This is a genomic window from Pseudoxanthomonas sp. SL93 (assembly GCF_026625825.1).
Taxonomy (GTDB): Bacteria; Pseudomonadota; Gammaproteobacteria; order Xanthomonadales; family Xanthomonadaceae; genus Pseudoxanthomonas_A.
In genome coordinates this window covers 3,528,502-3,551,521 of sequence record NZ_CP113065.1, presented here as the reverse complement: position 1 = coordinate 3,551,521, position 23,020 = coordinate 3,528,502, and the positions used below count along the sequence as shown (strand labels likewise).

The 23,020-nt window shown below is 69.1% G+C and carries 23 protein-coding genes and 1 tRNA gene; 3 read left to right on the top strand and 21 right to left on the bottom strand.

Translation table 11 applies throughout. The features are described 5' to 3' along the window. Positions 1-30: 30 nt before the first annotated feature. Together OVA13_RS16560 and OVA13_RS16555 are read right to left on the bottom strand one after the other, a co-directional pair. Positions 31-330 carry a hypothetical protein gene (locus OVA13_RS16560; RefSeq protein ID WP_267791550.1) on the bottom strand — a complete coding sequence of 100 codons (300 nt, stop codon included), beginning with the start codon at positions 328-330 and terminating at the stop codon, positions 31-33. Further along, a complete protein-coding gene (locus OVA13_RS16555) occupies positions 330-1,622 on the bottom strand; it encodes a tryptophan--tRNA ligase (RefSeq protein WP_267791549.1) in 1,293 nt (430 codons plus the stop codon). Before OVA13_RS16555 ends, OVA13_RS16560 begins: the two co-directional genes overlap by 1 nt. A 197-nt stretch (positions 1,623-1,819) precedes the next feature. Between OVA13_RS16555 and OVA13_RS16550 the strand changes: the two genes are divergently transcribed. Then, positions 1,820-2,620, top strand: a complete 801-nt coding sequence (locus tag OVA13_RS16550) for a hypothetical protein (protein ID WP_267791548.1) — start codon at positions 1,820-1,822, stop codon at positions 2,618-2,620. 100 nt (positions 2,621-2,720) lie between these two features. On the opposite strand, the gene OVA13_RS16545 is transcribed toward OVA13_RS16550, so the two are convergent. From OVA13_RS16545 to OVA13_RS16505, 9 genes are all read right to left on the bottom strand, one after another. Beyond that, positions 2,721-2,942 (bottom strand): CsbD family protein, encoded by a 222-nt coding sequence (locus OVA13_RS16545; protein WP_267791547.1) that lies wholly within the window; start codon positions 2,940-2,942, stop codon positions 2,721-2,723. Between the two features lie 273 nt (positions 2,943-3,215). Then, complete coding sequence (locus OVA13_RS16540) at positions 3,216-3,350, bottom strand: entericidin A/B family lipoprotein (protein ID WP_267791546.1); 135 nt, start codon at positions 3,348-3,350, stop codon at positions 3,216-3,218. Positions 3,351-3,545: 195 nt separating this feature from the next. After that, complete coding sequence (locus OVA13_RS16535; RefSeq protein WP_267791545.1) at positions 3,546-3,698, bottom strand: entericidin A/B family lipoprotein; 153 nt, start codon at positions 3,696-3,698, stop codon at positions 3,546-3,548. Between the two features lie 115 nt (positions 3,699-3,813). Further along, positions 3,814-4,737, bottom strand: coding sequence for an arginase (gene rocF / locus OVA13_RS16530; protein WP_267791544.1), 924 nt, complete (start codon positions 4,735-4,737; stop codon positions 3,814-3,816). 83 nt (positions 4,738-4,820) lie between these two features. Further along, a tRNA-Thr gene (locus tag OVA13_RS16525) sits at positions 4,821-4,896 on the bottom strand. A gap of 764 nt (positions 4,897-5,660) precedes the next feature. Further along, positions 5,661-6,413, bottom strand: coding sequence for a type III pantothenate kinase (locus OVA13_RS16520; protein WP_267791543.1), 753 nt, complete (start codon positions 6,411-6,413; stop codon positions 5,661-5,663). Further along, positions 6,410-7,381, bottom strand: coding sequence for a bifunctional biotin--[acetyl-CoA-carboxylase] ligase/biotin operon repressor BirA (gene birA / locus OVA13_RS16515; protein WP_267791542.1), 972 nt, complete (start codon positions 7,379-7,381; stop codon positions 6,410-6,412). The genes OVA13_RS16520 and birA overlap by 4 nt, the downstream gene beginning before the upstream one ends. Beyond that, on the bottom strand, positions 7,378-8,004 hold the full coding sequence (gene plsY, locus OVA13_RS16510; protein WP_267791541.1) for a glycerol-3-phosphate 1-O-acyltransferase PlsY: 627 nt from the start codon (positions 8,002-8,004) through the stop codon (positions 7,378-7,380). The genes birA and plsY overlap by 4 nt, the downstream gene beginning before the upstream one ends. 30 nt (positions 8,005-8,034) lie before the next feature. Beyond that, a complete protein-coding gene (locus OVA13_RS16505) occupies positions 8,035-9,855 on the bottom strand; it encodes a DegV family protein (RefSeq protein WP_267791540.1) in 1,821 nt (606 codons plus the stop codon). 192 nt (positions 9,856-10,047) lie between these two features. Between OVA13_RS16505 and OVA13_RS16500 the strand changes: the two genes are divergently transcribed. Next, on the top strand, positions 10,048-10,380 hold the full coding sequence (locus OVA13_RS16500; protein ID WP_267791539.1) for a hypothetical protein: 333 nt from the start codon (positions 10,048-10,050) through the stop codon (positions 10,378-10,380). Positions 10,381-10,425: 45 nt separating this feature from the next. Continuing rightward, positions 10,426-11,172, top strand: a complete 747-nt coding sequence (locus tag OVA13_RS16495; RefSeq protein WP_267793560.1) for a M90 family metallopeptidase — start codon at positions 10,426-10,428, stop codon at positions 11,170-11,172. Positions 11,173-11,187: 15 nt separating this feature from the next. On the opposite strand, the gene OVA13_RS16490 is transcribed toward OVA13_RS16495, so the two are convergent. The 10 genes from OVA13_RS16490 to kdpB form a co-directional block, all read right to left on the bottom strand. After that, positions 11,188-12,651, bottom strand: a complete 1,464-nt coding sequence (locus OVA13_RS16490) for an ATP-binding protein (protein WP_267791538.1) — start codon at positions 12,649-12,651, stop codon at positions 11,188-11,190. A 28-nt stretch (positions 12,652-12,679) separates the two neighbouring features. Further along, positions 12,680-13,366, bottom strand: coding sequence for a response regulator transcription factor (locus OVA13_RS16485; protein ID WP_267791537.1), 687 nt, complete (start codon positions 13,364-13,366; stop codon positions 12,680-12,682). Between the two features lie 84 nt (positions 13,367-13,450). Then, positions 13,451-13,852: a PepSY domain-containing protein gene (locus tag OVA13_RS16480; RefSeq protein ID WP_267791536.1), complete on the bottom strand. Its 402-nt coding sequence runs from the start codon at positions 13,850-13,852 to the stop codon at positions 13,451-13,453. 147 nt (positions 13,853-13,999) lie between these two features. Then, positions 14,000-14,914, bottom strand: coding sequence for an arginine deiminase-related protein (locus OVA13_RS16475; RefSeq protein WP_267791535.1), 915 nt, complete (start codon positions 14,912-14,914; stop codon positions 14,000-14,002). 7 nt (positions 14,915-14,921) lie between these two features. Next, positions 14,922-15,920, bottom strand: a complete 999-nt coding sequence (gene dusA, locus OVA13_RS16470; RefSeq protein ID WP_267791534.1) for a tRNA dihydrouridine(20/20a) synthase DusA — start codon at positions 15,918-15,920, stop codon at positions 14,922-14,924. Between the two features lie 50 nt (positions 15,921-15,970). Then, a complete protein-coding gene (locus OVA13_RS16465; RefSeq protein ID WP_267791533.1) occupies positions 15,971-16,696 on the bottom strand; it encodes a response regulator in 726 nt (241 codons plus the stop codon). Next, the gene (locus OVA13_RS16460) at positions 16,693-19,338 is read right to left on the bottom strand and encodes an ATP-binding protein (RefSeq protein WP_267791532.1); all 2,646 of its coding nucleotides are present in this window, start codon (positions 19,336-19,338) and stop codon (positions 16,693-16,695) included. The genes OVA13_RS16465 and OVA13_RS16460 overlap by 4 nt, the downstream gene beginning before the upstream one ends. An 88-nt stretch (positions 19,339-19,426) precedes the next feature. Further along, positions 19,427-19,891, bottom strand: a complete 465-nt coding sequence (locus OVA13_RS16455) for a hypothetical protein (RefSeq protein ID WP_267791531.1) — start codon at positions 19,889-19,891, stop codon at positions 19,427-19,429. Between the two features lie 467 nt (positions 19,892-20,358). Further along, on the bottom strand, positions 20,359-20,940 hold the full coding sequence (gene kdpC, locus OVA13_RS16450) for a potassium-transporting ATPase subunit KdpC (RefSeq protein WP_267791530.1): 582 nt from the start codon (positions 20,938-20,940) through the stop codon (positions 20,359-20,361). Between the two features lie 9 nt (positions 20,941-20,949). Next, positions 20,950-23,013, bottom strand: coding sequence for a potassium-transporting ATPase subunit KdpB (kdpB, locus tag OVA13_RS16445; protein WP_267791529.1), 2,064 nt, complete (start codon positions 23,011-23,013; stop codon positions 20,950-20,952). Between the last annotated feature and the right edge of the window lie 7 nt (positions 23,014-23,020).

Genomic DNA, 23,020 nt, shown 5'->3' with positions numbered 1-23,020 from the left:
TTTGGTCGGATGCGCGCCGCGGGGGCGGCCTCAACGGCGCGACAGCCACCAGCCACGCAGCGGCACGGCCATCGTCAGCACGAACAGGAAGGCACCGTAGGCCACCAAGGTAGCCAGTACCTGCTTCCAGATCGCACCGGTGCCCGCGTCCGCCAGGCCCAGCGCATAGCCCCACTGCATGCCGACGAAACTCAGCACGAAGGCGACGGCGAGCGTGGCGATATCGAAGGCCTTGCGACGTGCGTTGCGGGGCTGGCGCGGGAACAGCCAGAACAGCGACCCCAGCAGCAGGAACCACGGCAGGAAAAGGATGACGGCGAGGTACGGCATCAGGCATCGACCTCGCGCAGTGCGGCCAGCGCCGACAGCACCTCGTCGGCCGGCACCTGCAGGACGATCTCCGGCGTTGCCATCGCATCGGCATGTTCGGCCTGTTTCAGCACGCCGATCAGCTTGCCCGCATCCTTCGGGGAGTCGAACCCGTTGCTCTGCACCAGTACGTTGCCGTCCGCATCGACCAGCTTGAAGTAGAAGCGCCCGTCGGTCTCGCGGTACTGCTTGAACTGCGGTAGCGCGGCCTTGCCGGCGCTCGCCTTCTCCACCGTGGCCTGCTGCGAGAGATCGCGCAGGCCGACGGCGTGGCGCAACTCGGCGACGAAGGGCGTGGCATAGCGCGCACGCAGCCGCTGCGCGCCGTCGCGCAGGATCGCCTCGATCTCGGCTGGCCTGGCCATCAATGCTTCGTACTTCTCGCGCAGCGGCGCGACCTCGGCATCGATGCGGTCGAACAACGCCTGCTTGGCGTCACCCCAGCCGATGCCGTCGGCGAAGGCCTGGCGCATGCGGCTGGTTTCTTCCTGCGAGGCGAAAGCCTGGTACAGCTGGAAGACGTGCGAGCCATCCGCGTCCTTCGCCTCACCCGGCGCCTTCGAGTCGGTGACGATGGAGGCGATGAGCTTCTTCAGCTCGTTGCGGGGCGCGAACAGCGGGATCGTGTTGTCGTAGCTCTTGCTCATCTTGCGGCCATCCAGGCCGGGCAAGGTCGCCACGTTCTCTTCGATGGCCGCTTCCGGCAGCGCGAAGTACTCCTTGCCGAACAGATGGTTGAAGCGCTGGCCGAAGTCGCGCGCCATCTCGATGTGCTGGATCTGGTCGCGCCCCACCGGCACCTTGTCGGCGTTGAAGATCAGGATGTCCGCCGCCATCAGCACCGGGTACATGAAGAGGCCCGCGGTGATGCCCGCGTCATCGTCCTCGCCGTCGGCGCGGTTCTTGTCCACGGCCGCCTTGTAGGCATGCGCGCGGTTGAGGATGCCCTTGCCGGCCACGCAGGTCAGCAGCCAGGTCAGCTCCGGGATCTCGGGAATGTCGCTCTGGCGGTAGAACCACACCTTGTCCGGCTCCAGCCCGCAGGCCAGCCACGTCGCGGCGATCTCCAGCGTGGAGCGCTGCACGCGCGCGGGCTCCTGCACCTTGATCAGCGCATGGTAGTCGGCCAGGAAATAGAAGCTCTCCACGCCGGCGGCGCGGCTGGCCGCCACGGCCGGGCGGATCGCGCCGACATAGTTGCCCAGGTGGGGCGTGCCGGAAGTGGTGATGCCGGTCAGGATGCGGGTGGTCATGCGTGTGCGGCAGGGAATGCGGAAAGACCGCCAGTCTACCGGCTGGGGCCATCGACTGCTGCCGGCGCCCCTGCGACACGGCGTCGCAGGCGCCGATCCCGTCTGCCGCATGAACCGGGGCGGCGCCGTCCGGCAACCCACGACCCCGCATTGCCGGCTCGCCCGTTTCTGGCATCGTCCCAACCCGGAGAACGGCCATGCTGCAACGAATCCTTGCCTCTTTCGCGCTGCTCGGCCTGCTGGCCGCGTGCGTACCTCTCGACGCCCGTCCGCTGGTGGACGTCAGCGTGGTCGACCGCGACACCGGCGAATGGCTGCCCCGCCACCCGCACCGCGGCGACACCTGGGTGGCGGGAACCCCCGGGCATCGCTACAGCGTTCGCCTGGCCAACACCACCGGCGAACGCGTGCTGGTGGTGCTGTCGGTGGATGGCGTGAACGCGATCACCGGGCAGACCGCGCATCCAAGCCAGGCAGGGTACGTGCTGGAGCCGTGGCAGAGCACCGAGATTTCCGGTTGGCGGAAGTCGATGGATGACGTGGCCCAGTTCGTCTTCACCGATCTGGGCGATAGTTACGCCGCGCGCACGGGACGTCCCCGCAACGTGGGCGTGATCGGTGTTGCCGTGTTCCGCCAGGCGCCCTACCACCACGGGCCACGATATTCGCCGCCCCCGATCACGCGTCCCCATGCGGAGAAGCGTCGCAGCGAAGCGGGCGCGCCGGCGGCCGCCGCGAGTGAAGCCATGGCGGACAGCACAGCGCGGCAGCAGAGCATCGGCACAGGCCACGGCCAGCGCGAATGGGCGCCCACCACGCACACCGGCTTCCAGCGCGCGAGCCGGCAGCCGGAGCAGGTCAGCGAACTGCGCTATGACGAACGCCGCCGTCTGGTCGCGATGGGCGTGCTGCCACGCCATCAGGGGCCCCACTGGCGGGAGACATCGCCGCGTGCCTTCCCGGATGGGTTCGTCGCCGATCCGCCGGGTTACCGCTAAGGTCGGGCGCGAGCTGCAAGGTCAGCGCGCAGGTTCCGCCGTCACAACTAGAAGCGGGCCGCCCCAAGGACGGCCCGCGTGGTGTCGCTGATTCCTTCGATCAGTGCCTGAAGCTGCTGTCGGAGCGCAGCGTGCGCTGGAAGTCCTCGACTTCGCTGTGCGCGCGGTCGCGGTCGTAGCCGTAGCGTTCCTGCAACTTGCCTTCGAGGTATTCGGCATTGCCCTGCGCGACCTTGAAATCGTCGTCGGTCAGGTCGCCCCATTTGGCCTGCATCTTGCCCTTCAGCTGCTTCCAGTTGCCGGCGATGATGTCCTGATTCATGGTATTTCCTCGCTAATTGAGCGGCAGGGGGCGCCGCGGGAACAGCATCGCAGGCGATGCGTTCCCATCCGATCAAGCGCGCGTCAACACGCCATTAGGAAATGCTGAATCGTTCAGTGGCATGAGGATCCGTTCGCACGGATGAATGCGTGCATGCTCTTCGCGCAGCCACCTCTATCGCGCCAAGTTGGTATCAACTTGCTGTCCGCCTTCCGCAAAGAAAAACGGGCCGCATTCCGGCGGCCCGTTCTTCATGCCCTGGCATCTCCGGACTTACTTGCCCGAAGAATCCTCGACCTTTTCGCCCACCTTCTGCACGTCCTTGCCGAACCCCTTGACGGTGTTGCAGCCGGACAGCACGCCGATGGAGAACAGGGACAACAACATCAATGCGACGACACGCTTCATACACGACTCCTGTGGACGGTTCCCATTGCCGGGAAGGCATCCCGGACCGGCGAGGTCCGTCCTGCTTCCCACCCCAACAGTCTGATTTAAGCACGCTGGCTGGCGCCTGACCAAGGCACCGGAAAGCAGGAAGGGCCGGTCGCCCGGCCCTTCCTTCAGCTCACACCACGGAGGGTGCTCAGCGGGTGAAGCGCATCAGCACTTGCCGTCCTTGCAGTCCTGGGCCTTGTCTTCGACCTTTTCGCCGACCTTCTGCACATCCTGGCCGGCACCGGCCATGGTGTTGCAGCCCGACAGAACGGCAGTGGAAAACATCGCCAACATCAACAGGGCCATCGTACGCTTCATGTGTCGCTCCTCGTCTGGAATGGGCCGCCGCAAGGTACGGGAGACGCTGCGGTGGCGGGTGGCACCACCTTCGACGGCGCGACGTATAGAACGCGTGAAACCCCCGGGGACCCGTTCAGTCACGCATCAGCGTGGACTTGCCGAACAGGCTTTCCACCAGGTCCACCGTCAGCTTGGCGGTCCGGTTGCGGCGGTCCAGCACGGGGTTCAGTTCCACGATGTCCAGCGAGCCCATCAGGCGCGTATCGGCGATCATTTCCATCACCAGCTGCGCCTCGCGGTAGTTGGGGCCACCCGGCACCGTGGTGCCCACGCCCGGCGCGATGCTGGGGTCCAGGAAGTCGACGTCGAAGCTGACATGCAGGTGGGTGTCGGCATCCAGGCCTTCCAGCGCGGCTTCCAGCGTGCGCTTCATGCCGACCTCGTCGATGTAGCGCATGTCGTAGACATCGACTGCGTGGTCCTTGATGAGCTTCTTCTCTTCCGGATCCACGGAACGGATGCCGATCTGCCGGACCATGGCCGGCGTGATGGCCGGTGCGTCGCCGCCCAGCCGGGTCAGTGCCTCCGGCCCGATGCCGCACAGGCATGCCACCGGCATGCCGTGGATGTTGCCGGAAGGCGTCACGTCGCTGGTGTTGAAGTCCGAATGCGCGTCCAGCCAGAGCACCCGCAGCTTCTTGCCGGCTTGTCGGCAGTGGCGCGCGACCGCGGTGATGGAACCGACCGCCAGGCAATGGTCGCCGCCCATCATGATCGGCAGCCGGCCCTTCTGCAGCTCGGCGGCAGTCGCCTCCATGACGGCGCGGTTCCAGGCCACGACTTCATCCAGGTGGCGGTAGCCCTTCACCGGATCGGTCCAGGGATTGCGCGGGCCATCCACGTTGCCCGTGTCCACCACGTCCACGCCGCGCGCCGCCAGCGCCTCGCCCAGGCCGGCGATACGCAGCGCATCCGGTCCCATGCGCGCACCGCGGTGGCCCGCACCCACGTCCGTGGGTACGCCGATCAGGGAAACGGGAGGAAACGCACGACTCATGGCAGGTCCAGATGCGGAAACAGGACCGGCAGTCTATCCCCGCCAAGGTGATGACGTTATGGCGTTGCAGCACGGGAGGGAAATGGTGCCGCTTATCCGAATCGAACGGATGACCTACCGCTTACAAGGCGGTTGCTCTACCAGCTGAGCTAAAGCGGCACGAGGCGGACCGGCGGTGGCCGGCGCAACGGCAATTCTACCGCAGTGCCGTGCATTCCAGCGCGAGCGGGCTGCCGGTGGAGGCCGTGCGCGCCAATCCCGCGAGATCCACGCCCTCGGCGACGCCCGCATCGATCCACCACTGCGAAGGCGCGGTGCGGCGATGCGGCCCACCGGCGCCAGCCGTGCCGGGAATCCCGCGGCCTGCAACGCGGACTGGCGGCGTTCCGCCGCCTCGCGGCTGCGATAGCGGCCCAACGCGATGCCGTGGGTGTTTTCTCCTTGGTTGATCACCAGGAAATCGTCGAAGCCGGCCGCACCGATCCGCGCGGCCGTCGCCTGCGCTTCCTCGCGGCTGGGTGCGGGCGGCATCAGCACCTCGTAGCCGCTGGCGCTGGGCGCTGGCACCTCGCGCAACCGCGCGCGCAGCAACTGCGGCTGCAAGCCGTTCTGCGCCAGGATGGCGCTGGCCTCACTGGTGAAAGGCCCCAGGCTGAAGCATCGGGCGGGCTCCACACTGCCGGCGGGAAGCGACGCCGGTGCCGACGGCTCGGCTACCGCACCGGTCGATGGGGTGGAGGCAGCAGTGGCCGGCGCTGGCTCGTCCACCAGTTGCAGGCGGGCGACGCCCGAAGGGAGTTCCGGCGGAGGCGGGGGCAGTGGTTCCTGCCGTGTCAGCCACCAGGCGGCGACCCCGAGGTTCAACACGATCAACAGGACAATCAAGGCGCGGATCAGCATGCGGGGATTCTAGCCACAGGCCTTCATGCGCGGATACCGGCGCGGGCCCAGAGCGCGAGCCCTTCCAGCACCAGCGCGGACGCCATCACGCTTTCCGGCAACAGGGACTGCAGTGCGGCGGCCCCGCCCCCATGCAGCAGCAGCGCTGGCGTCTCGCCCAATTGCGTGCGCGCCTGCTGCAGGCTGCGCTCGATCAGACCTGCCGCCGCGCCCTCGCAACCGGATGCGAGCGCGTCGGCCGTATCGGTCGCGAACTCCAGGTAGTCGCCGCCGCTCGCCGGAAGCTGCACGGCGGCGCGATGCAGCGCGTCCCGCATCAATCGGGGAGAAGGGCCGATGCGCCCACCCCGATGCTGGCCATCCGCCGCCAGCAGGTCGATGGTCACTGCGGTCCCCACGCCCACCACCAGCCACGCGTGGCGCGCACGCGCATGCGCCGCCAGCAACGCGAGGAAGCGGTCCACCCCCAGGCGTTCCGGTGCGGCATAGGCGATCCGCACGCCCGCCATCGCCGATTGCGTGCGTGCCAGGGAAATGCAGGCGAAGCGCGTGGTCAGTGCGTCCACCACGCCCGCGGTCAACGCCGGCGAAGCAACACTGGCCAGGCAGGCCGATGCCGCTGCAAGTTCCCCGCGGGACGGCAGTGCCGTCTCCAGTGCAGCGACCAGATCACGGTCGCCATGGTCCAGTGCGACCACCTCGCCCAGCGAGCCGTCCTCGCGCAGGTGGGCGAACTTCAGTCGCGAATTTCCCAGATCGAACAGCCAGTGGCTCATGGAGTCCTCACGCTCACTTCCCCTGCATGCACGTACTGCATGGCATCGCCGACGCGCACGCGCAGCGCCCCGTCACCGCCGATGCCTTCCGCCATGCCATGTGTTTCGCCGCCCGCGGTGGCATGCAACGTAACGTCGCACCCGGCTAGCGCATCCAGCGCGGCGAAGCGCGGCAGGAAGGGCGCCAGTCCGTCGCGGTCGAATTGGTCCAGCGCCGGCAGCAGCGCGGACACCAGCTGTGCCGCGATCGCATTGCGCGACAGCGCAGCCGGTGACAGCGTCGCCAGATCCACCCAGGGCTGGTCGATCTGCGCGGCCGTCGTGGCAGGCATGCGGACATTCACGCCGATGCCCACGACCGCGCGCACCGGCCCTCCGTGCTCGCCCCCCCCTTCCACCAGCACGCCACCCAGTTTGCGTCCATCCACCACCAGGTCGTTCGGCCACTTCAACGCCACCTGCGGATAGCCGGCCTGGTGCAGGGCCTCGGCAACGGCGATGCCGGCCACCAGACTCAGGCCACCCAGTCGCGCCAGGCCTCCCGAGAATTGCCGGGAGAACGAGACGTACAGGTTGGTCGCCATCGGGGAGGCCCACTGCCGTCCCCGCCGGCCACGGCCGACGGTCTGCTGTTCCGCCAGCAGCACCGCGACCCCGGCATCGGGCGCGGCGCGGCGCAGCAGTTCGCTGTTGGTCGAATCCAGCGACCACGCGACATCGAGTCGAGCCAGGTGAACGCGCGCGGCCGCATCGATGCGTGCGCGGATGTCGGCCGGGTCCAGCAGTTCAATCGGCGTCGCAAGCGCGTAGCCCCGTCCCGGACGTGCCTCGATCTGCACGCCGCCGTCGCGAAGCGCCTCGATGCGCTTCCACATCGCGGCGCGCGTCAATCCGGCATCACGCGCCAGCGCATCCCCGGAGACCGGCCCCTCGATCAGCCGCTGCAGCAGTTCGCGCTCCCCGCTCATGCGCGACGGCGCCAGAAGCGCACGCGCTCGAAACGCGACTCGGTGCCGGCAAGCAGGCGCCGCACGTTGGCGCGATGGGTGAAGACCACCAGCAGCGGGGCCGCGACGGAAAACACCTGGGCTGGCAGGTCCACCTTCGTCCACACGGCCAACGGAACCAGGCATGCGGTGGCGATGATGGAGGCCAGCCCGACATACCCGCTGGCCACCAGCACGCAGACCCACACGAGGAACAGCGGCAGCAACGCCAGCGGCCACAACACCACCAGGCCGCCCAGCAAGGTGCCGACCCCCTTGCCGCCGCGGAAGCCGTGCCACAACGGCCATACATGGCCCATCGCCGCCACGAATGCCGCCGCGAAACCCAGCGCGCGTGGTGCCCAGGGGCCGTCCGCCGGCGCGAACGTCAACGCCAGCCAGGTGGCCAGCACCCCCTTGCCGATGTCGATGACCACCACGCCCAGCGCGAACTTCCAGCCCAGCGTGCGCAACGCATTCGTGCCGCCGGCATTGCCACTGCCCCGGGTACGGATGTCGACGCCACGGAACCGGCCCAGCAGCAGGCTGCCGGAGACGGAACCCAGCAGGTAGGCGAAGAGCAGCAGGACGAGCGTGGTCGGCATGGCGCCATTATGGGCCAGGCCGCGCGCGCCTCAGCCTTCCGGTGCCGGCTGCACCGCCACGATCAATGCACCGGGCCCTGCATGTGCACCGATCGCCGCACCGGTTTCGACCAGATGGTCCTCGTGGATGGACACACGCTGGCGCAACGCGGCCAGCAGGCGTTCGGCCTGCGGTCGCGCATCGCAATGCCCCACGATCACGCGCCAGCGCGTGCCTGCCGCCAGCTTGCCGGCCACCCGCCGCGCGAACGCTTCCGGCGCCCGCTCACGGGTGAACAGCACGCCCGCCACCGCCATGCGGCCTTCGGCATTCATGCGTGCCATCGGCGTCAGCGCGGTGAAGCGCGCGATGGGGGCGGCCCAGCGCGGAATGCGACCGCCGCGCACCGCATGGGAAATATCCGGCGCGGTGGCCCACATGCGTGTCAGCGGGCGCAGGCGTTCCAGTTCGGCGACCACGTCGGCTTCACTGCGTCCCTGTTCCGCCAGCTCGGCCGCGCGCCAGACCAGCAGTGCCTGTCCGCAGGCGGCGTTGATGGTGTCGAACACGTGCACGCGCCGGCCTTCGTCACGCGCGGCGGCGTGTTCGCCCGACTGCAGCGTGCCCGACAGGGCCCGCGACAGGCCCACGTACATCACGCGCGCATGGTGTGCCAGCGACAACTCGAACTGCCGGCGGAAATCCCCCGGCGGCGGCTGGCTGGTGCGCGGCAACTGCTTCGACACGGCCATGCGCCGGTAGAACTCCGCCGTCGACAGGCCCACCTTGTCCAGGTAATCGCGGCCGTCCAGGTCCACGCGGGCCGGCACCACGCCGATGCCGTAGCGCTCACCGATCTCATCGGGCAGGTCGGCGGCGCTGTCCGTCACGATGACCAGCTTCTGCGGCAGGCTGGCGCTGTGCTGCTGTCGCACCATGTCGTCCGCCTTCATGCCTTCGACCTGGCCTTGCCGCGCGCATGCATCGAACAGCGCCTGCGGACTGCCGGTATGCGCGTGCACGCGCAGCCGGGTGGGTCCGCCCGCGATGACGATGGAATCGGCGCCCTCGGCTTCCAGTGCGGCGCGCAGTCGCGCGCGATCAAGCCCTTCGCCCAGCAGCAGGCATTCGGTGCACCAGCGCCGATGCGGATCGATGTCGTGGCCGTGCGCGTCCAGCTCGACGGCTTCGTTTGCCGCGGCCGGCACGTTGCCGCGCATGCGCACCGCGCGCGGTCCGCCTTCGACGAACTCGGCGATGCCCTCCAGCAGGTCGACGAATCCCTGCGCACCGGCGTCCACCACGCCCGCGCGTTGCAGCAATGCCATCTGTCGTGGCGTATCGGCCAGGGCGCGCCGCGCGCGTAACAGCGCGCGCGCAAAGCCGCTGCGCGCATCGGCAGAGGCGGTACCCGGGGCCGCGGTGGCTTCCAGTTCGTCGGCGAATGCGCTGATGACGCTGAGGATGGTGCCTTCGACCGGTTGCGCCAGGGCCAGGCGCGCGCTGGTGGCACCTTGGCGGACGGCCGCCGCCAGCGAGCGCGCGTCGAGTTCCGGCAGGTTGCGGACGTGTTCGGCCACGCCGTAGAGGAACTGCGCCAGGATCGCGCCGGAGTTGCCGCGTGCGCCATCGATGGCGTCGTTGCCGACGCGCTTGAGCAGGTCGCCGGCATGGCGGCTGGGCTGGCTGAGTGCGCCGTTGAGCACGCTGCCCAGCGTGGATGCGAGATTGTTGCCGGTGTCGCCGTCGGCCACCGGGAACACGTTGATGCGGTTCAGACCGTCGCGGGCGGCAATGACCCGGCGGGCGCCGGCGATCAGCGCCAGGCGCAGGGCGGGGGCGGTCAGGGGACGCTCGGGCACGGTCGGCATGGAACGAGTCTGCCGCAACCCGGGGCGCAGGCCTGCTGCGCCGCAGCAGCCATGCCGGGCTTCCCCACGATCCGTCGCCGCCTGCGGGCGTTTCGTCGCAGAAGGCCTGCCCATTCAGCCCTGCGGGGCGCTTTCCCGCTATAGTCCGCTGCGTTCCCTGGCCGCTGTACCCCGACAGACAGGAGTCTTCCGATGCTTCGCGCCAGCCTTGCCCTGCTCCTCCTCGGTGCCTCGGCCGCCGTGCTTGCCCAGAACGGGCGCACTGCCCCGGGCAATGCCACGACCTGCCAGGACATCGCGGACAGGATCAGTGCCGACCGCGTCGTCCCTGATCGTGCCGGCGATGCGGTGCCCGCGGTCACCGAGGGCCGCCGCGCACGCGCCACGGCCGTACGCAGCAAGTACGCCGGCCAGGCGACGGGGTTGCCGTCGACCTCGCGCGGCGGAGGGGACGACGACGATTCCCCGTTGCCGCGCAGCCGCGGCTCGAAGTGGCACAGCTTCCTGCCCGGCATGTTCCGTTGAACCACGGGCCGTGATCCAACCGCTCCTTGTCCGGTGATAGGGCTGCTGCGACGGTTCCGTCGCCCCGCTCCGTTCGTTGAAGACGCCCTGTGGCAAACCGCCAGTGCGACGACGCCGTGGGTAGACAGGCTTGCGCCACCGCGCGCGCAGGCATTGCGTGCACTGACAGCCCGCTTCCTGCACCAGAAGACCATCACCCCCGTCGCCGGCCTGGCGCTGGACGATGCACAGCGCGTGCAGCTGGCGGCGCTGTGCTGCCTGCCGCTGCTGGAGTTCGGTGAAGGTGGCCTGCGTGGCTGGTCGCAGTTGATCGTGTACCCCGATGCGTTCCGCGTGCATCGCACGCACACCGATGCCGCCGGCGTGCTGCACGAATGGGATGACGAACTGGCCGGCGAAGCCTGGGGTGCGGGCCCGCTGATCCTGTCGTGGGCGGACGTGCAGGCGGACCTGGCCGAGCCCGATGCCGGCTTCTGCGTGGCCGTGCACGAGATGGCGCACAAGCTGGACGTGCTGGACGGCGAAATGGATGGCACGCCGCCGCTGCCACGCGACTGGCACCGCCAGTGGGCGCGCGACTTCCAGCGCGCCTACGACGACTTCTGCATGCAGGTGGACCTGGAAACGGAAACGGCGATCGATCCGTATGCCGCGGAGGCGCCGGAGGAATTCTTCGCGGTGACCACGGAATACCACTTTTCCGCACCGGACCTGCTTGCCGACGCGATGCCCATCGTCGCGGGCCACCTTCGCCGCTTCTACGGGGTTTCGCCCTTCGCGCCATCGCCGTAGCGGCAGTACTGGCCGCTACAGGCCCGGCGGCAACGTCACTTCAAAGCGTGCACCGCCCAGTTCTTCCGAACGCAGTACCTGCAGTTCGCCGCGGTAGTCGCGGATCAGGTCCTGCACGATGGACAGGCCGATGCCATGGCCCTGCACGCGCTCGTCGCCGCGCACGCCACGCTGGAGCACCTTGGCGACATCCTCTTCCGCGATGCCGGGGCCGTCGTCGTCCACCGCCAGGTACAGCCCGGGCCTGCGCTGCGGCGCAGTGGCGCCGAGCCTGACCGTCAGCAGCACGCGCGAACGCGCCCACTTGAAGGCATTTTCCAGCAGGTTGCCCATCAGCTCCTGCAGGTCGCCCGGCTCACCGTGGAAGCGCGCCCGGGGATCGATCTCGAATTCGCACAGCACGCCCTTGGCGGCGTAGACCTTCTCCAGCCCGCGCACGATCTCTTCCGCATGCGGCTCGATCGCCACCGGCGCGGAGAACAGCTTGTGGCCGCTGGAGGCCGCGCGCGCCAGCTGGTACGACACCAGGTTGTTCATGCGCTTGAGCTGCACGTCCAGCTCCTCGCGCATTTCGGTCGGGTCGTTCTGGTGGTCAAGCTGGGTGCGCAGCACGGCCAGCGGGGTCTTCAGGCTGTGCGCCAGGTCCGCCAAGGTGTTGCGCTGGCGCTCCAGGTTTTCGCGCTCGCTTTCGATGAAGGCATTGATGCTGTCGGTCAGCGGTTCGAGTTCGCGCGGATGGCGCTCGGTCATGCCCGACAGCTCGCCGCGCTGCACGCGCGTCAGTTCCGAGATCACCCGGCGCAACGGACGCAGGCTCCAGCGGAGCACCAGCATCTGCAGCAGCAGCAGGATCAGTCCCGCGCCGCCCAGGTAGACCCACAGCGAGCCGCGGAACACGCGGATCTGCGTGGTCAGCGACTGCGCGTCTTCCAGCACATAGATGCTGTAGGGAATCTCCGCATGCTGGCTGGTACCCGGCCAGACGTAGCCGACGCCATAGCGATAGACCTCGGCCGGCGTGCCGTCGGCGCGGGTGATCGGCAAGGGGCCTTCGAACGATTCCTGCAGGGCGCCGAGCATGGGCGGCTCCGGCAGCCGGGGACCGAGCGTGGAGTTGGAACCCCAGGGTCCCCCGGGCAACAGCACCTGCGCATACAGGCCACTGTCGGGCATGTCGAAACGCGGATCGGGTGTGTTGTACGGCGGCACCAGCAGGCCGTTGCGGGTGAACTCGACGTCGTCGGTGTACTTCAGCGCGTAGCTTTTCAGGCGCTGGCGCAGGTTGTCCTGCGCGGTATCCACGAAGGCGCGGTCCAGCGCGTAGCCGGCCAGTGCGAGGAAGGCCAGCAGGGCCAGGCTCGCGGCAAGCAGCTGGCGCGCGCGCAACGAGCGCGGGCGCCAGCCGTCGAAGCGGTCACGGCCGGCCGGCGCGTGCCCGGTGTGGGAGGGCGTCGCCGCGCCGGCACCCGGCGCGGGCATCAGCGTTCAATGCAGCCGGGGCCGCGCATCAGGCGTCGCCGGTGCGCGGGATGGCGAAGCGGTAGCCGCGTCCGCGCACGGTCTCGATGGGCTTGAGTTCGCCTTCGGGATCCAGCTTCTTGCGCAGGCGGCCGATGAAGACTTCCAGCACGTTGGAATCGCGGTCGAAATCCTGCTGGTAGATGTGCTCGGTAAGGTCGGCTTTAGAGACCAGCTCGCCGGCGTGCATCATCAGGTACTCGAGCACCTTGTACTCGTAGCTGGTCAGGTCGACATTGCTGCCGTTGACGCTGACCGTCTGCGCCGCCAGGTCCAGTGCGACCGGTCCGCACTCCAGCGTGGGCTTGCTCCAGCCGGCGGCGCGGCGCAGCAGCGCGTTGACGCGGGCCAGCAGCTCTTCCACGTGGAAAGGCTTGACCAGGTAATCGTCGGCGCCCTGCTTCAGGCCTTCCACCTTGTCCTGCCAGCTGGAACGGGCAGTCAGGATCAGCACCGGAAACTTCTTGCCCTCGTCGCGCAGGGCCTTGATCAGCTCCATGCCCGACATCTTGGGCAGGCCGAGATCGATGATGCCGACGTCGAACGGCACTTCGCGCCCCATGTACAGGCCTTCCTCGCCGTCCTGCGCTGCATCCACCGCAAAGCCTTCGCGCTTCAGGCGCGCGGCCAGGGTTTCGCGCAGGGGGGCTTCGTCTTCGACCAGCAGGATACGCATGGAATCTCCTTGATGATGCAGGCGGCGCGTGCCGCGGCTATTCAACGTGACCCGGTAAAACGTCGACCGGGATTCTACGTAAGACTACGGGCGGGAGGGGTTATCACCGCGTGCAGGCTGGGAACGCGGGAACTCGCGCGACGGCCGGATGCGTGAATCGCTGCGCCGGACACCCGCGGCATCATCCATCGTGCGCACGCGGCCATTCTCGTCCACGTACTTGACCCGGTTCACGTCGCGGCCGTCGTACTGCATGCGCTCGACGCTCAGCACCTGGCCACCGGTTTCGTTGCGCACGCGGCGCACCGAATCGGACATCGAGCTGCGGTGCCCCCGGTCTTCATTACGCGGGAAACCGCGGTCGCGCGGCGGTGGTGCATCGCTGCGTTCCTGCCCGTCCTGGGCGTGCACGGTGGCGATGCCCCCCATGCAGGCGAGCAGGCCCGCGAGGACCATGAAACGGGAAAATGAACGAAGGCTCGGCATAACGGAATCGTAACGGATCTGGGGGCGCGAAACTGAACGTAGCCCCAAACCACCTGCTGGGAATGGAAGCGAAGTCTTGGCCCGGCGCAGTGAATCCGATCTGAACTTATCCACAGCATGATGCCGCCAGTTCAGGCTGCTGAACAGCTAGAAAACCTCGGCCACACAACACCTTAGCGAACCCCCGCCCGCTTCGATGGCCTGCAGGGGCATGCTGTGCACGCGCAGCCCGGCTGTGTGTTCCAGGGCGTGGCGGGTGGCGGCCGACAGCGCCTGGTCGGCCCGCCGGCTCATCCAGACCGCGTCGCCAGCCAGGGCGATGGCATTGCCGGCGAAGGCGGCATGTTCCGCGGCGGACAGCATCACCGCCTGTGGCCCGTACAGCGCGCCCAGCATGTCGACCACGGCGGGATCGGCGAAGCCCCCCGCACAGACGAGTGCCGCGCGACCGGCAAGCACCGCCAGCACCACATTGGTGTGGTACTCGCCGGGCGCGAGGTCGAACATCAACGTGGCGCGCAGGCCGAAGGCCGCGTGCATCAGTGCCGCACCGGCCTCGTCGCACCGCTCCGACAGCCCGCAGAAACCCAGCCCGCGTGCGCGGTCGATGACCAGCGCGCCGGTCAGCTCGCAAGGATGGTGCTGTGCTGAGAGGTCGACTTCGGCGTAACCCAGCACGTCGCGGAAAAAACCACGGATGTCCGGTCGCCGCGCCTCGCGCTGACGCACCTCGTGGCGCATGCGGCCCACGATCAGCCGGCCCGCCACGGTCGCGAACACGTTGTTCGGAAACACCGCATCCGGCGTGTCTTCGCGGCCGGGGAAGCAGATCACCGGCAGGTGCGCCGCCAGCGCGCGATGCAGCTCGTGGTGTTCGCGCAATGCCGCGTCGCCATCGAAGGCCTCCGCGTCCGCCATATAGTGGTTGTCCTGCGCCGACTGCTCGGCCCGCAGGAAGCCATCCGGCGACACCAGGAAAGCCGCGCGCGCGGTGGCCGGGCCGAAATCCGGCGCCAGCGTGCGGGCGCAGGCAAGGAACTGCTGCGGGTCGCGCGTCAGCATGCGCGCCTCAGGCAGCCGGTCGCAGTTCGCGGGAGGTGGCATCCAGCGCCCGTTCCACCAGCGACCAGTCGGCGCCGGGCTTGTGTGCGCCCTCGCTGAGGATCTGGCGGAAGGCGCGGCCGCCCGGCTGCGCATGGAAGAGACCCAGCACATGGCGGGTCAGGTGCTTCAGCGCCACGCCCCTGCCCAGCTGCGCTTCCACATACGGACGCCAGCCGCGCAGCAGGTCGGCGCGCGCGCGCAGCTCGCCGCCGAACATGGCGACATCCATGCGGTGCAGCTCGTAGGGCTCGTGGTAGGCGGTGCGGCCGATCATCGCGCCGTCGGTGTGCTGCAGGTGCTCGCGCACCTGTTCCGCCGTGGTGATGCCACCGTTGATGGCCACGGTCAGTTCCGGGCGCTCGCGCTTGAGCCGGTAGGCCCAGTCGTAGCGCAGCGGCGGGATCTCGCGGTTCTCCTTCGGCGACAGGCCCTGCAGCCAGGCCTTGCGTGCATGCACGAAGAACACCCGGCAACCGGCGGCGGAGACCTGGTCGATGAAGGCATGGAACAGGTCATAGTCTTCCTGTTCGTCCACGCCCAGCCGGCACTTCACCGTCACCGGCACGTCGACGGCGGCGATCATCGCCGCCACGCAGTCGGCGACCAGCGCGGGCTCCTTCATCAGGCACGCGCCGAAGCGGCCCGCCTGCACCCGGTCCGACGGACACCCCACATTGAGATTGACTTCGTCGTAGCCCCAGTCCTGCGCGATGCGCGCGGCCTGCGCCAGGTCCTGCGGTTCGCTGCCACCCAGCTGCACCGCCACCGGATGCTCGACCGTGTCGAACCCCAGCAGCCGATCGCGATCCCCATGGATCACCGCCTGCGCATGCACCATCTCGGTATACAACCGCGCATGCGGCGCCAGCTGACGGTGGAACACCCGGCAGTGCGAATCGGTCCAGTCCATCATCGGGGCGACGGACAGGCGCAGGGCTTCGTGGGGAATCGCGGGGGACGTCATGCGGCCATTGTAGCGTGGCGGCTTTCGCTTCCCGTCCGGCGCGGCGGTCGCTAGCCGCCGGGGACGAACCTCAACCCAACCCCCGGCTCCGTCGCGATGTACCGCGGCGCCGTCGCATCGTCATGCAGTTTCTGCCGCAGCTTGCCCACCAGGATGCGCAGGTAGTGGGTGTCGTGCTGGTGGCTGGGGCCCCACAGTTCGCGCAGGATCTGCGGTTGCGTCACCACGCGGCCGGCATGCTGAAGCAGCAGCGCCAGCAGGGCGAACTCCTTGCGACTCAGCACCACCGGTTCGCCGTCCAGCGTCACTTCGCGGCGGCCCAGATCCACATGCAGGTGGCCGTCGTCGAACCGCGGCATGCCGGCGTCGGCCGCGGTGGCGTGCGTGCGCAGCAGGCCGCGGATGCGCGCCATCAGTTCCTGCACGCCGAACGGCTTGGTGACGTAGTCGTTGGCACCGCCATCCAGCGCGGCGACTTTCTCGCCTTCGCCGCTGCGCACGGTCAGCATGATCACCGGCACCTGCGACCACTGACGGAGTTCGCGCAGCACCTCATGGCCATCCAGGTCGGGCAGGCCGATGTCCAGCACGACCAGGTCGGCGCCGTGCGCGGCCAGTTCCGCCAGCCCGGCGTGCCCACTGTCGGCCAGCGCCACGCGGTAGCCCTGCGCACGCAGGCTGATGTCGAGGAACCGGCGGATCTGCGGTTCGTCGTCGATGACCAGCACGCGCGCCGGCGGCGCGGAAGCAGTGGGCGGTGGTGCGGTGTAGGTCAAACCGGTTCCTGCGGCGTGGGCGTCAGCAGCGGCAGGGTAATCCGGATCACCGTGCCGCGGCCATCCAGCCCCGGCAGCGCCTGCACGCTGCCGCCATGCGCGCCCACCATGCCCTGGCAGATCGCCAGGCCAAGCCCGGTGCCGTGGCGGCCGCGGTCGCCACGTTCCACGCTGTAGAACATGTCGAAGATGCGCGCGCGTTCCTCTTCCGGAATGCCCGGGCCACGGTCGCGCACATCGATGCGCAGCGCACCATCGACGAGCTTCGCGTCGAGCTGCACCGGTTCGCCGGGCGGCGAGAACTTCGCCGCGTTCTCCAGCACGTTGAACACCGCCTGCTCGATCAGCGCCGGGTGCACCCAGATCGCCGGCACGTCCGCGGCGACCGTGGTCTGCACGCGTACGTCCGGCTGGTAACGCTGCAGGCGCGATACCGCCGAGCCCAGCAGTTCGTCCACGCCGATCCAGTCGCGGTTGAGGGTGAGGCCGCTGTGGCCCAGCCGCGTCATGTCGAGCAGGTTCTGGATGTAGCGGTCCAGCCGCTCGCCTTCCTGCTGGATGGTGTCCAGCAGCGCGCGCCGGTCGTCGCCGCCCATCGCGTCCCAGTAACTGGCCAGGCTGCTGGCCGAGCCGATCATCGAGGCCAATGGCGAGCGCAGGTCGTGCGAGACCGACGACAGCAGCGCCGATCGCAGGCGCTCGGTCTCGCCCCCGACGCGCGCGTCTTCCAGTTCGGCCACCAGCCGCGTGCGCACGACCGCCTGGGCGATGTCGTCGGCCATCGCCTCGGCCAGGCGGCGCTGCTCCGGCAGCAGGCGCACGTCGTCGTCGAAGCGCAGGCCCAGCACCCCCAGGCTGCCCCGATCGCCCCGCAGCGGCAGGAACCAGCGTCCCGCGCCGGCCAGCGTGTCGGTGTGGCGCCCGGTGGGCTGGCCATGCTGCTGCGCCCAGTCGGCCGCGGCGCGGTCGATCTCGCTCAGCGCGATGCCATCCGGCGCCTCACGCCCCTGCACGCGCAGCCACGCCTCGGCGGACAACGCGCGCGCCAGCGCCTTGCGACCCGCGGCCAGCACCTGGCCCAGGTCCGCCGCGCCGGCCAGGTCGCGGGCCAGCGCCTGCAGCGCGATGGCCTGCGCGTTCGCCGCGCGCAACGCGACCACCTGCATGCGCAGCCGCGAGGCCAGGCGCCCGGCGACCAGCGCGGCCACCAGGAACAGGAACACCGTGGTCACGCCCTGGCGCGCGCCGATGTTGAAGGTGAAGCGCGGCTCGATGAAGAAGAAGTTGTAGGCCAGGAAGCTCAGCAGCGCGGCCACCACCGCGGCGGTCATGCGCGTGCGCGCGGCCACCAGCACCACCGCCACGATGAACACCATCGACAGGTCGTCCAGCCCCACCCAGCGTTCGGCCAGCGCGGCCACGCCGACGGCCAGCACCGAGGCCACCGCGGCGAAGGCCAGGTCGTGCCGGCCCAGCAGCTCCGACAGGCGGGCCCCGCCGCGACGCGAGCGCGCACGCGCCTCCGGGGTGCTGATGATGACCAGTTCGTAGTGCGCGCCGCGTTGCAGCAGCTGCTGGGTCAGCGTGCGGTTGAACATGCGCGCCACCGGCCGCTCGCGCGTGCGCCCCAGTACCAGCGTGGAAACGCCGCCCTGGGTGGCGTGGTCGAGCAGCGCATCGGCGATGCGCGTGCCGCGCAGCACATCGGTGTCCGCACCCAGCCGGCGCGCCAGCGCGAATGCCTGGTCGATCTCGCGCTGGCGGGCCTCGTCCACGGCATCGGAGACCTGCACCGTCACCACGCTCCACGGCGCATCGCGGCGTTCGGCGATGCGGCGCGCGGCGCGCACCAGGTATTCGGACTGGCCACGGCCGTCGATCGCCACCAGCACACGCCGCCGCAGCGGCATGCCGGGCAGGCCGCGTGCCGCCTGGTCTTCGCGCAGGTCGGCGTCGACGCGGTCGGCCGCGGTCTGCATGGCCAGTTCGCGCAGCGCGATCAGGTTGGACGGCGAAAAGAACGCCTGCAGCGCCTGCGAGGCCTGTTCCGGCAGGTAGACCTTGCCCTGGTGCAGCCGTTCGATCAGCTCGCGCGGTGGCAGGTCCACCAGCACGATGTCGCGCAGGCGATCAAACACGGCGTCCGGCACGGTTTCGCTGACGCGCACGCCGGTGATCCGGTGGACGACATCATTGAGGCTTTCGAGGTGCTGGATGTTGATCGTGGTGTGCACGTCGATGCCGGCGTCGAGCAGTTCGATCACGTCCTGCCAGCGGCGCTCGTGGCGGCTGCCGGGGGCGTTGCGATGCGCCAGCTCGTCCACCAGCGCGACCTGCGGGCGGCGCGCGAGCAGCGCGTCCAGGTCCATCTCTTCCAGCCAGCGGCCTTGGTAGGCCACGCGCTTGCGGGGCAGGATGTCCAACCCTTCGGTCAGCGCGGCGGTCTCGCCCCGGCCGTGCGTCTCCACGATGCCCACCACCACGTCACGGCCCTGGCGGCGCAGTTCGCGCGCGCGCGACAGCATGGTGTAGGTCTTGCCCACCCCCGGCGCCGCGCCCAGGAAGATCGTCAGCCGCCCGCCCTGCTCGCGCTGCAGATGGTCGATCAGGGCATCGGCCTGGCGATGGCGGGGGTCGGTCATGGGGATAGTGTGCTCTCAACTGTTATGTGAAAACAGAAACGCAGGCGGGCGAGCGACGTCCGTCGCGACCCGGGAGCCGCCGTTGGCATCAGCGCCTTCGCCCCTTGGCGCCGGACATCGCCGCCGAGGAAATTTTCCCCGACGTCAAGGCAATTTTCCTTGGCCGTGAGGCTTTCATGTTCCATGAAGAACCTTCGTGCTTCGTCGTCTCACCTATCTGCCTCGGCGTCGCACCTTTCTGGTTCGGTGGCGGGCTTTTTTTCCTCGTCAACTCACCCGAAAACGTTGCGTGGGCAGAAATATGCCTCGTCGTCTCACATATCCGCCTCGATGCCGCACCTTTCTGGTCCGCGAGCGAGGAAATTTTCCTCGTCGCCGACGCTTTGAACCTCGACGCCAGGGAAATCTGCTCCGTCACCTCACCTTTCTGCCTCGATGCCACACCTTTCTGGTTCACGCGCGAGGGTTCTTCCTGTGTTGTCTCACCGAAGAAGCTCGCAAGCAGGGCGATTCTCCTCGTCGCATCACCCTTGCTCGTAGCAAGCACACCCATGCCTTCTCCCCGCCTGTGGGGAGAAGGTGCCCAGCGGGCGGATGAGGGGCGAGCGGAGGCTGGGATCTGTGCGGTCACGAAGCATCTCCACGTGCGTGCGTGTCGTTTCCCGACACTCGATCCGCCTTGCAATGCCAACGACCGCGGCTCCGTCCACCCCCTCACCCGCCTTCGGCACCCTCTCCCCGCAGGCGGGGAGAGGGAAACTGCCGATCCACATCGCCACGAAACACCTTCTCTCCACTTGCGTGGAGCGGCGCAGCCCGGGCAAGCACAGCACCCCCGGGGCACCGGGACCTGTCGGCACCCCGGTCCCCCGGAGGCGGCCGCTGGCCTTATCCGGGCTACGCAGGCTGCAGCGGGTCAAAACACGAAACCCGCTCTGTGGGAGCGACGCAAGTCGCGAGGGATTCTGCGACGATGTCGTCGCGACCTACGTCGCTCCCACCGCCATCCCCTCGCGCGGATCAGCGCGCATCCAGCGCCAGATTCAGTTCCAGCACGTTGATCCGCGGCGCGCCCAGCACGCCGAACTGCGGAGCCTCGGTATGCGCGGCGACGAGGCGTTCGACTTCCGCCGCCTCGATGCCGCGCGCACGCGCGACGCGGGCGATCTGGATGCGCACCGCCGCCGGCGACAGGTGCGGATCAATGCCGCCGCCGGACTGGGTGACCAGGTCGCCGGGCACGTCGGCCGGCGCCACCCCCTCGCGTGCGGCGACGGCGGCGCGTGCCTCGTCGATGCGGCGGCGCAGATCCGGATTCGTGCGGGCCTGGTTGCTGCCGGCCAGCGCCATCACGTCGTAGCTTGCGGCGGACGGGCGCGACTGGAAGTAGCGGTCATCGGCGAACGGCTGGGCGACCAGCGACGAGCCGACCACCCTGCCCTCGCGTTCGATCAGGCTGCCGGTGGCCTGGTGCGGGAACAGCATGCGGCCCAGGCCGGTGCCGGCCAGCGAGTACAGCAGGCCGAAGCCGAGCAGCGTGACCAGCGCCAGCACCAGCGAGGCGCGCCATACCGGGGTGGAAGCAGTCGTTGAAACGTTCATGGGAGTTCCTCAGGCGCCAATGACGGCGGCCAGCAACAGGTCGATGAGCTTGATCGCGGCGAACGGCAGCAGCACGCCGCCCACGCCGTAGACCAGCATGTTCCGGCGCAGCAGCGCGGTGGCGCCGGCCGGGCGGAAGCGCACGCCGCGCAACGCCAGCGGGATCAGCAGCGGGATGATGATGGCGTTGAAGATCAACGCGGCCAGCACCGCGTTCGTCGGGCTGGACAGCTGCATCACGTCGAGCGCGCTCATCGACGGGATGGCGGCGGCGAACAGCGCCGGCAGGATCGCGAAATACTTCGACACGTCGTTGGCCAGCGAAAACGTGGTCAGCGCGCCACGCGTGATCAGCTGCTGCTTGCCGACTTCCACCACCTCCAGCAACTTGGCCGGATCGGAGTCCAGGTCGACCATGTTGCCGGCCTCCTTCGCCGCCTGCGTGCCGGAGTTCATCGCCAGGCCGACGTCGGCCTGCGCCAGCGCGGGGGCGTCGTTGGTGCCGTCGCCGACCATGGCGACCAGGCGGCCGCCGGCCTGTTCCTGGCGGATGCGCGCCAGCTTGTCCTCGGGACGCGCCTCGGCGATGTAGTCGTCCACGCCGGCTTCGGCGGCGATGGCGGCGGCGGTCAGCGGGTTGTCGCCGGTGATCATCACCGTGCGGATGCCCATGGCGCGCATGTGGGCGAACTTCTCCTTGATGCCGTGCTTGACCACGTCGGAGAGTTCGACCACGCCGAGCACGTGGTTGCCGTCGCTGACCACCAGCGGCGTAGCACCGTTGCGGGCGACCTGCTCGACGCGGGCGGTGAGTTCGGCCGGCGCGCTGCCGCCGCCCGCCTTCACGTGCGCGAGGATCGCGTCCGACGCACCCTTGCGGATGACGCGCGCGTGGCCGCGGCCATCGTCCGGCAGGTCCACGCCGGACATGCGGGTCTGCGCGGTGAAGGCGACGAACTGCGCACGTTCGGGATCGGCCAGCGTGGCGCCCTGCTCGCGCGCCAGCTTCACGATCGACTTGCCCTCGGGCGTGGGGTCGGCCAACGAGCCGAGCATGGCCGCATCGCGCAGTTGCTCGCGGTCGATGCCGGCCAAGGGATGGAACAGCGTGGCCTGGCGGTCGCCATGGGTGATGGTGCCGGTCTTGTCGAGCAGCAGCACGTCGACATCGCCGGCCACTTCCACCGCCTTGCCCGACTTGGCCAGCACGTTGGCGGCCAGCGCACGGTTCATGCCGGCGATGCCGATGGCCGGCAGCAGGCCGCCGATGGTGGTCGGGATGAGGCAGACCAGCAGCGCGACGAGCAGCAGCGGGTCGAGCTTCGCGCCGACGAAACCGGCGATGAAGGGCAGCGTGACCACGACGATCAGGAACGTCAGCGTCATCGTCATGAGCAGCAGGCCCAGCGCGATCTCGTTCGGCGTCTTCTGCCGGTTGGCGCCTTCGACCAGCGCGATCATGCGGTCGAGGAAGCTGTGCCCGGGCTCGGCGGTGATCTTCACCACGATCTCGTCGGACAGCACCTTGGTGCCGCCGATCACGCCGCTGCGATCGGTGCCGGCCTCGCGCAGCACGGGGGCGGATTCGCCGGTGACCGCGGATTCGTTGATCGTCGCCAACCCTCTGATGATCTCGCCGTCGGCGGGAATCTGTTCGCCCGCCGAGACGATGACGTAGTCGCCGGGCCTCAGGTCCGCCGCGGGCATGCGCCGTTCCGCACCGCCGAGGGGCGTGTCGACGCGACGCGCGACCAGGTCCTTGCGGGCCCGCCGCAGCGAGGCGGCCTGGCCGCGGCCGCGCGCTTCGGCGATGGCTTCGGCGAAGTTGGCGAACAGCACGGTGACGAACAGCAACGCGGTCACCGCCCAGCCGATGCCGGGCGTGGTGGTGCCGGCCAGGGTCAGGCCGGCGGTGAGCAGCGTGCCCAGCCAGACCACGGCCATGACCGGGTTCTTGAAGGCGTGCTGCGGGGCCAGCTTGGTGAAGGCACCGAAGACGGCGGCGCGGAGACCTGCGCGGTCGAGCAGGGCCGTTGCACGGGCGTGGCGCGGGGAAACGGTTGAAGGGGTCATGTCGATG

What these genes read in the sequence shown, in the direction of transcription:
- OVA13_RS16480 (WP_267791536.1), bottom strand. Translation starts at nt 13,852, where the DNA reads ATGCCGAGCCTTCGTTCATTTTCCCGTTTCATGGTCCTCGCGGGCCTG.
- birA (WP_267791542.1), bottom strand. Translation starts at nt 7,381, where the DNA reads ATGAGCGGGGAGCGCGAACTGCTGCAGCGGCTGATCGAGGGGCCGGTC.
- dusA (WP_267791534.1), bottom strand. Translation starts at nt 15,920, where the DNA reads ATGACGTCCCCCGCGATTCCCCACGAAGCCCTGCGCCTGTCCGTCGCC.
- OVA13_RS16500 (WP_267791539.1), top strand. Translation starts at nt 10,048, where the DNA reads ATGCTTCGCGCCAGCCTTGCCCTGCTCCTCCTCGGTGCCTCGGCCGCC.
- kdpC (WP_267791530.1), bottom strand. Translation starts at nt 20,940, where the DNA reads ATGAACGTTTCAACGACTGCTTCCACCCCGGTATGGCGCGCCTCGCTG.
- OVA13_RS16545 (WP_267791547.1), bottom strand. Translation starts at nt 2,942, where the DNA reads ATGAATCAGGACATCATCGCCGGCAACTGGAAGCAGCTGAAGGGCAAG.
- OVA13_RS16560 (WP_267791550.1), bottom strand. Translation starts at nt 330, where the DNA reads ATGCCGTACCTCGCCGTCATCCTTTTCCTGCCGTGGTTCCTGCTGCTG.
- OVA13_RS16550 (WP_267791548.1), top strand. Translation starts at nt 1,820, where the DNA reads ATGCTGCAACGAATCCTTGCCTCTTTCGCGCTGCTCGGCCTGCTGGCC.
- OVA13_RS16535 (WP_267791545.1), bottom strand. Translation starts at nt 3,698, where the DNA reads ATGAAGCGTACGATGGCCCTGTTGATGTTGGCGATGTTTTCCACTGCC.
- OVA13_RS16455 (WP_267791531.1), bottom strand. Translation starts at nt 19,891, where the DNA reads ATGGGTGTGCTTGCTACGAGCAAGGGTGATGCGACGAGGAGAATCGCC.
- kdpB (WP_267791529.1), bottom strand. Translation starts at nt 23,013, where the DNA reads ATGACCCCTTCAACCGTTTCCCCGCGCCACGCCCGTGCAACGGCCCTG.
- OVA13_RS16540 (WP_267791546.1), bottom strand. Translation starts at nt 3,350, where the DNA reads ATGAAGCGTGTCGTCGCATTGATGTTGTTGTCCCTGTTCTCCATCGGC.
- OVA13_RS16555 (WP_267791549.1), bottom strand. Translation starts at nt 1,622, where the DNA reads ATGACCACCCGCATCCTGACCGGCATCACCACTTCCGGCACGCCCCAC.
- rocF (WP_267791544.1), bottom strand. Translation starts at nt 4,737, where the DNA reads ATGAGTCGTGCGTTTCCTCCCGTTTCCCTGATCGGCGTACCCACGGAC.
- plsY (WP_267791541.1), bottom strand. Translation starts at nt 8,004, where the DNA reads ATGCCGACCACGCTCGTCCTGCTGCTCTTCGCCTACCTGCTGGGTTCC.
- OVA13_RS16505 (WP_267791540.1), bottom strand. Translation starts at nt 9,855, where the DNA reads ATGCCGACCGTGCCCGAGCGTCCCCTGACCGCCCCCGCCCTGCGCCTG.
- OVA13_RS16475 (WP_267791535.1), bottom strand. Translation starts at nt 14,914, where the DNA reads ATGCTGACGCGCGACCCGCAGCAGTTCCTTGCCTGCGCCCGCACGCTG.
- OVA13_RS16490 (WP_267791538.1), bottom strand. Translation starts at nt 12,651, where the DNA reads ATGCCCGCGCCGGGTGCCGGCGCGGCGACGCCCTCCCACACCGGGCAC.
- OVA13_RS16520 (WP_267791543.1), bottom strand. Translation starts at nt 6,413, where the DNA reads ATGAGCCACTGGCTGTTCGATCTGGGAAATTCGCGACTGAAGTTCGCC.
- OVA13_RS16460 (WP_267791532.1), bottom strand. Translation starts at nt 19,338, where the DNA reads ATGACCGACCCCCGCCATCGCCAGGCCGATGCCCTGATCGACCATCTG.
- OVA13_RS16485 (WP_267791537.1), bottom strand. Translation starts at nt 13,366, where the DNA reads ATGCGTATCCTGCTGGTCGAAGACGAAGCCCCCCTGCGCGAAACCCTG.